At 73.0% G+C, this 7,275-nt stretch carries 5 protein-coding genes; 2 read left to right on the top strand and 3 right to left on the bottom strand.

Features of this window, described 5'->3' with window-relative positions:
* Positions 1–216 precede the first annotated feature (216 nt).
* From ACIGW4_RS31120 to pgsA, 3 genes are read right to left on the bottom strand one after another with little or no spacing between them, the layout of a single operon-like run.
* Positions 217–1,371, bottom strand: coding sequence for a glycosyltransferase family 4 protein (locus tag ACIGW4_RS31120; RefSeq protein WP_399584314.1), 1,155 nt, complete (start codon positions 1,369–1,371; stop codon positions 217–219).
* The gene (locus ACIGW4_RS31115; protein ID WP_398710760.1) at positions 1,368–2,273 is read right to left on the bottom strand and encodes a phosphatidylinositol mannoside acyltransferase; all 906 of its coding nucleotides are present in this window, start codon (positions 2,271–2,273) and stop codon (positions 1,368–1,370) included. Before ACIGW4_RS31115 ends, ACIGW4_RS31120 begins: the two co-directional genes overlap by 4 nt.
* A gap of 5 nt (positions 2,274–2,278) precedes the next feature.
* The gene (gene pgsA / locus ACIGW4_RS31110; RefSeq protein ID WP_123450422.1) at positions 2,279–2,941 is read right to left on the bottom strand and encodes a phosphatidylinositol phosphate synthase; all 663 of its coding nucleotides are present in this window, start codon (positions 2,939–2,941) and stop codon (positions 2,279–2,281) included.
* Positions 2,942–3,221: 280 nt separating this feature from the next.
* Here pgsA and ACIGW4_RS31105 point away from each other — a divergent pair, with 280 nt between their 5' ends.
* Both ACIGW4_RS31105 and ACIGW4_RS31100 read left to right on the top strand, forming a co-directional pair.
* Positions 3,222–5,438 (top strand): elongation factor G-like protein EF-G2, encoded by a 2,217-nt coding sequence (locus ACIGW4_RS31105; RefSeq protein ID WP_399584311.1) that lies wholly within the window; start codon positions 3,222–3,224, stop codon positions 5,436–5,438.
* Between the two features lie 176 nt (positions 5,439–5,614).
* Positions 5,615–7,270 carry a hypothetical protein gene (locus tag ACIGW4_RS31100; RefSeq protein WP_185094487.1) on the top strand — a complete coding sequence of 552 codons (1,656 nt, stop codon included), beginning with the start codon at positions 5,615–5,617 and terminating at the stop codon, positions 7,268–7,270.
* Positions 7,271–7,275: the final 5 nt, after the last annotated feature.

Here is a 7,275-nt window from a genome sequence, read left to right as displayed (position 1 = left end):
GGTGCGGGTTCAGGCGCGGAACGCGGAGGCGCCGCTGATGGGCGCCGTCCCGTGTGCCCACCCGTCCCGCCCCAGCGGGACGATTGCCCACACGGAGGTGGGCGAGGGGCACCGCCCCGCCGGGCGCGGGTCCCGCGGGCAGGGGCGCCGCCCCGGCGAGCGCGGGGCCCCGTGGGCGCGGGGCCCCGTGGGCGCGGGGCCCGGCGGGCGGCTGGGCTACAAGCGCAGTCGCGCGCGCAAGCCCGGTGTGCGTTCGTCCGTGTCGACCGCTGCCGCCCCGTCCGCCACCGTCTCGTACACCGCCAGGATGTCCGCCCCGACCGTCGCCCAGTCGAAGCGCCGCACGTGGGCCGACCCCCGGGCGCTCAGCTCCGCCCGGCGGGACGCGTCCCCGAGGAGCGCGATCGCCGCGTCCGCGAGCGCGTCGGCGTCCTCGTTGGCGAAGAGTTCGCCCGCGGAGCCCTGGTCGAGGACCTGCGCGAAGGCGTCCAGGTCGGAGGCGAGGACGGGGGCGCCGGCCGACAGCGCCTCGACGAGGATGATGCCGAAGCTCTCGCCGCCGGTATTGGGCGCCACGTACACGTCGACGCTGCGCAGCAGCCGCGCCTTGTCCTCGTCGCTGACCATGCCGAGGAACTCCACCCGGGAGCGCATCTCGACGGGCAGCGAGGCCACGGCCTCCACCTCGTCGCCGCGTCCGGCGACCAGGAGCCGGGCGCCGGGGCGCTCGGTGAGGATCCGGGGCAGCGCCTTCATCAGGACCGGCAGGCCCTTGCGCGGCTCGTCGATGCGGCCGATGAAGCCGAGGGTCTCCCCCTGCCACTCCTCCTTCGGTTCGGCGCGGGCGAAGAAGTCGACGTCGACGCCGTTGGGGATGACGACCGCGTCGCCGCCGAGGTGCTCGACGAGGGTGCGTCGCGCGTACTCGCTGACCGCGATGCGGGCGCTGATCTTCTCCAGGGCGGGCTGGAGGATCGGATACGCGGCGATCATGGCCCGCGAGCGCGGGTTCGAGGTGTGGAAGGTGGCCACGATCGGCCCCTGCGCCGCCCAGCAGGTGAGCAGTCCGAGCGACGGCGAGGTCGGCTCGTGGATGTGGACGACGTCGAAGGTGCCGTCGTGGAGCCAGCGGCGGACCCGCGCGGCGGAGAGGAAGCCGAAGCTGAGCCGGGCCACCGAGCCGTTGTAGGACACGGGCACGGCGCGGCCCGCGGAGACGACGTACGGCGGCAGCGGGGTGTCGTCGTCGGCGGGGGCGAGGACGGAGACCTCGTGGCCGAGCCGGACGAGGTGCTCGGCGAGGTCGCGGATGTGGAACTGGACGCCGCCGGGCACGTCCCAGGAGTACGGGCAGACGATGCCGATCTTCACGCGCCCGGTCCCTCCCGCTCGTCCAGGTCGGAGAGCCACAGTCGTTGCAGCATGTGCCAGTCCTCCGGGTGGTCGGCGATGCCGCCGGCGAACGCGTCGGCCAGGGCCTGTGTCATCGAGGACGTCTTCTCGGCGCGCGTACCTGACTCCGGCACCTCGATCGGCGCGTGGATCCGCCCCTTCATGACCGGGGTGTCGTCGTACCAGAGCGTCACGGGCAGCAGCAGCGCGCCCGTCTGCTGGGCGAGGATCGCCGGGCCGGCCGGCATCCGCGCCGTGTCCCCGAAGAACGTGACCTCGGTGCCGGAGGCCGACAGGTCGCGGTCGGCGACCAGGCAGACCAGGCCGCCGGCCCGCAGCCGGCGCGCGAGCGTGCCGAAGGCGGAGCCGCCGGTGTGCGGCAGGACCTCCATGCCGAGGGACTCGCGGTAGGCGACGAACCGGTCGTACAGCGACTCGGGCTTGAGCCGCTCGGCGACCGTCGTGAACGGCACGCCGACCGAGCGGGTCACCCACACGCCCGCGAGGTCCCAGTTGGCCAGGTGCGGCAGGGCGAGGACGACGCCGCGCCCGGAGGCGAGGCCGTCCTCCAGGTGGTGGCGGTCCTTGACGTCGATGGACCGCTCGACCCGCTCCTTGCTCCAGGTCGGCAGCCGGAAGGACTCCATCCAGTACCGCATGTACGAGCGCATGCCGGCCTTCGACAGCTCGGCGAGCCGCTCGGGCGTGGCGTCCGGCACCACGCGCGCGAGGTTGGACTCCAGGCGCAGGACGCTCTTGCCGCGCCGCTTCCAGGCGAGGTCGGCGATCCGCCGGCCGAGGCCCGTCGCCACCGGCTCCGGCAGCTTCTTCACGGTCGCCCACCCGGCGCCGTACAGCCCGTCGCTCAGGCGTTCCCTCAGGGTGCTCACGAGGCAGCCCCGCCGCCCCCGGCCGCGGCGGCGTCCGCCTCGGCCGATTCCCGGCGCACGGTCACGACGCGCTGGCCCAGGGTGACGGCGCTGCCGACGGCCACGATCCACAGGGCGATCGGGAGCAGGACCTCGATGCCGGGCACGCCGAACGCGTGGAGTCCGGCGAGGCCGGCGGCGACCAGCGAGATCACCAGGCGCTCGGCGCGTTCGACGAGGCCGTTCACGGCGACGGGCAGGCCGATCGATTCTCCTCGGGCCTTGGTGTACGAGACGACCTGGCCGCTGGCCAGGCAGAAGATCGCCACCGCGCACAGGACGTCGTCGTCGCCCCTGCCCGCGTACCAGAGCGCGAAGCCGCCGAAGATCGCGCTGTCGGCGACCCGGTCGAGCGTCGAGTCGAGGAAGGCTCCCCAGCGGCTGGAGATCCCCGCCTGCCGGGCCATGTTGCCGTCGACGAGGTCGGAGAAGACGAACAGGGTGATGACGATCGTGCCCCAGAAGAATTCTCCGCGGGGGAAGAAGACCAGCGCACCGGCCACCACCCCCGCCGTGCCGATGAGCGTGACCGCGTCGGGGCTGACGCCCCGCCGGAGCAGAAACGCGGCGAACGGTGTGAGGACACGCGTGAAAAAGGCACGCGCGTACTTGTTCAGCATGGCCTTCCCGAGGTTCGGTGGGCCGCGCGGCCCCTACGACCACCGGCTCGCCCATCGTAGCCACGCGCGTCCCGGCGCACCGGCGGGCACCCGCCCCGTCGCGTCGGCGTCCCGCCGACGTCCCCCTCGGGGGCCCCGGCGTGTACGACGTATGGACGCTTCCCCACGTCGGTGCAAAGCTCGAAGGACCACCGCGGGCACCGCAGGAGCCGTACCGCGACACACCACTCCCCCGCGCCCGCGTCCCGCCGCATCGTGCGAGCAGTCGGGAGGAAACATCATGGGTGACAAGGCGAAGACGCCCGCCGGAGCCGCCGGCAGGGCTCCTACGGCCGACCGGCCCTCGGCCGTGCGGAACGTGGTGCTGGTCGGCCACAGCGGATCGGGCAAGACGACCCTCGTCGAGGCCCTGGCGCAGACCGCCGGAGCGGTCAACCGGGCCGGGCGGGTCGAGGACGGCGCCACCGTCTCGGACTACGACGAGATCGAGCACCGCCAGCAGCGGTCCGTACAACTCTCCCTCGTCCCGCTCGGCTGGGACGGATACAAGATCAACCTCCTCGACACCCCGGGGTACGCCGACTTCGTCGGGGAGCTGAGGGCCGGTCTGCGCGCGGCGGACGCGGCCCTCTTCGTCGTCTCGGCGGCCCAGGAGGCCGACGCCGTCGCCGCCTCCACCCGCATGATCTGGGAGGAGTGCGCCGCGGTCGGGATGCCCCGCGCCATCGTCGTCACCCACCTCGACACCGCGCGCACCGACTTCACCGAGCTCACCGCCGTCTGCGCCGGGCTCTTCGGCCGGGACGACCCCGACGCCGTCCTCCCCCTCTACCTGCCGGTGCGCGGCGCCGAGGGAGCCGACGGGCACGCGCCGGTCACCGGCCTGGTCGGCCTGCTCTCGGAACGGATCTTCGACTACTCCTCCGGGGAGCGCCGGGAGGTCCCGCCCGACGAGGCGCAGCGGGAGCTCATCGCGGAGGCCCGCGCCCGGCTCATCGAGGGGATCATCGCCGAGAGCGAGGACGAGACCCTCATGGACCGCTACCTCGGCGGCGAGGAGATCGACCTGAAGACCCTCGTCGACGACCTGGAGAAGGCCGTCGCCCGGGGCGCCTTCCACCCGGTGCTCGCGGCCGCCCCCGCCGCCGACGGCGGGACGCAGGGCCTCGGCACCCTCGAACTCCTGGAGCTGATCACCGGCGGCTTCCCCTCCCCCCTGGAGCACGAGGCGCCCACCGTCACCACCCCCGACGGCCGCTCCCGCCCCCCGCTCACCTGCGACCCCGAGGGGCCGCTGGTCGCCGAGGTCGTCAAGACGGCCGCCGACCCCTACGTGGGCCGGATCTCCCTGGTCCGGGTCTTCTCCGGCACCCTGCGCCCCGACGAGACCGTGCACGTCTCCGGTCACGGCCTCGCGGACCGGTCCCACGACGGCCACGACCTCCACGAGGCGGACGAGCGGGTCGGCGGCCTCACCTCCCCCTTCGGCAGGCAGCAGCGCCCGCTCGCGGAGTGCATCGCCGGCGACCTGGCCTGTGTCGCCCGGCTCGGCCACGCCGAGACCGGTGACACCGTCTCCGCCAAGGACGATCCGCTCCTGATGGAGCCGTGGACCATGCCGGAGCCGTTGCTGCCGCTGGCCGTCCAGGCCCACGGCAAGGCCGACGAGGACCGGCTCTCGCAGGGCCTCGCCCGGCTCGTCGCCGAGGACCCGACCCTGCGGCTCGAACAGAACCAGGACACCCGGCAGGTGGTGCTGTGGTGCCTGGGCGAAGCCCATCAGGACGTCGCCCTGGAGCGTCTGCGCGGCCGGTACGGCGTGCAGGTCGACGCCGTGCCGTACAAGGTGGCGCTGCGCGAGACCTTCGGGAGCGCCGCGTCGGGCCGGGGCCGGCACGTCAAGCAGTCCGGCGGCCACGGCCAGTACGCCATCTGCGAGATCGACGTGGAGCCGCTGCCGCCGGGCAGTGGCATCGAGTTCGTCGACAAGGTGGTCGGCGGGGCCGTCCCGCGCCAGTTCGTCCCCTCCGTGGAGAAAGGGGTGCGGGCGCAGGCGGCGCGCGGGCTCGCCACCGGCCATCCGCTCGTCGACATCCGGGTCACCCTGCGGGACGGCAAGGCCCACTCCGTGGACTCCTCGGACGCCGCCTTCCAGACCGCCGGGGCGCTCGCGCTGCGCGAGGCGGCCGCCGACGTGCCCGTCCACCTCCTCGAACCGGTCGCCCAGGTCGACGTCCTCGTCCCGGACGAGTACGTCGGGCCGGTCATGAGCGACCTGTCGGGGCGGCGCGGCCGGGTCGTCGGGACCGACCAGGCCGGTCCCGGGCGGACCGTGGTCAGGGCCGAGGTGCCGGAGATCGAGATCGGGCGGTACGCGATCGACCTGCGTTCGATCTCACACGGCACCGGCCGGTTCGACCGCACCTACGCCCGGCACGAGCCGATGCCGCCGCAGCTGGCGGCGAAGGTCCGCGAACAGGCTGAAAAGGGCTCATAGTTGACGGAACACCAGGGGCACTCGTCCGCCCGGCGGCTGCCGGGCGGACGTCATTCGGCCGACGACATCCACAGGCCGTGACGCATCCGGCCGTACCCGGTTACGCTGTGGTGCCCAGCTCAGAAGGTGTGCGGGGGGCGGCAGTTGGGAACAGCCCGCACAGGTACTCGCTCGCGATGGGGGCGGCAGTGGCGATCGACGGTTTCGGACCGGGGGCTCAGATCCCCCTCCAGAACTCGGGGGGCGGCACGGGCGCGACGAACGCGCTCGCGTCCGCCGCGTACCGGGACAGCCCCCTCAAGACGATCCAGGAAGCCGACAACGAGCTCTACAAGACCACGATCAAGGAGGGGAAGTGGGGGCTCTTCAGCCCCGACCTCGGCGAGGCCTTCTCCCGCGCGGTCCAGGTCCGCATGCTCGGCGGCGCCCGCAAGGCCCTGATCCAGTCCTTCGGGGCCGAGCCGCAGCCGGTGGTCGAGCACTGCCTCGCCGCCACCCACCTGCGCAGGCAGCGCGACGTCAAGCTGACCCTGGTCACCTTCTTCTGCGGCGTCCTCTTCCTGCCCGGCCTGCTGCTCTGGCTCGGCGTCATCCAGCTCCGCCGCCTCGTCGCCGGCTCCGACAACAAGCGGAACAGCGCCCTCGGCACCGCCCTCCTGTGGGCCGCCGGGCTCTTCGCGGCGCTCGTCCTGATCAGGCTGCCCTTCGACGGCATCCTGCCGAACTACCTGCGCGCGATGGTCGTCGCCCCCGTCGTCGGCTGGTACCTCGCGAGCCGGATCTGCCTGAACGCCGCGGTCGACCTGCGCGAGCGCTGGTCCGGCCTGCTCGGCGGCGGCGGGATCGGCCCGCACGTCCCCAAGTCCGTCCCGAAGGACCCGGGCGAGAAGGAGGCGGAGGCCCTCCGGCTCAACCTGGAGAAGCTCTCCGCGGAGCAGCAGTCCAACATCGTCTTCTACGCCGGCACCAAGGGCATCCTCGGCCTGGGCACCCGCTGGGGCAGCTGGACGCTCGCCGAGGAGCTGGTCCCCCAGCCCGGCCGGGAGATCCACGCCTTCCGCGCCTGGGACGTCATCCGCAGGATCCACGACGAGCTGACGCTCCTGGAGCGCGGCTCCCTGAAGACCGGCTTCCCCAAGCCGACCGTCAAGCACTGGATCGTCTCCCCGGTCGGCGAGGGCGCCGACGAGGTCACCCGCCCCGAGGGCGACGACATCGTCCACTACCAGGTCAAGCCCCACGAGATACAGCGCATCTGCAACGACCAGCAGTTCGGCGCGGGCAACCGTCACTACCTCGGCGTGCAGTTCACGCTCTGGGACGGGAACCTCGTCCTCACCATGATGGTCACCGTCACCTCGCTCCACCACACCCTCCGGATCGAGGTGACCGGCCACGCACTCGGTCCCGTCCACAGCCTCTTCACCACGAAGCCGAAGGCGAAGACGAGGGAGGTCTCCAAGACCGTCCGCTTCTGGGAGACGAGGGAGATCCAGCAGCCGCTGCTCACGACCAACGACATCGTGCGGCTCGCGGTGCGCGCCCCGTTCACCTGGTACCCGCCGGTCCTGGAGTTCCTCGGCGGCAAGATGACCCTGCCCGAGCCCTTCGGGCTGCGGCACGTCTGGGCCGGGCCGCTCTGGAAGAACCGCTTCATGGCCGACGACGCCATCCGCATGGCCACGCCCGTGCTCCGGGCCGTCCACGCCGCCACGCTCAAGGTGCTCGACGAGCACAACGTGGACACGGAGCGCTTCACCGCCCGCTCGCTGTTCCTCAGCGGCGGCGTCCAGGACCCGGGCCCGAAGAAGGCCGACGTCTACGAGGCCTGACCCGG

Origin of the sequence: Streptomyces sp. NPDC053513 (assembly GCF_044544765.1) — a bacterium.
Taxonomy (GTDB): domain Bacteria; phylum Actinomycetota; class Actinomycetes; order Streptomycetales; family Streptomycetaceae; genus Streptomyces; species Streptomyces litmocidini.
The sequence above is the reverse complement of the archived record's forward strand: the minus strand, read 5'-3'. Positions and strand labels throughout refer to the sequence as shown.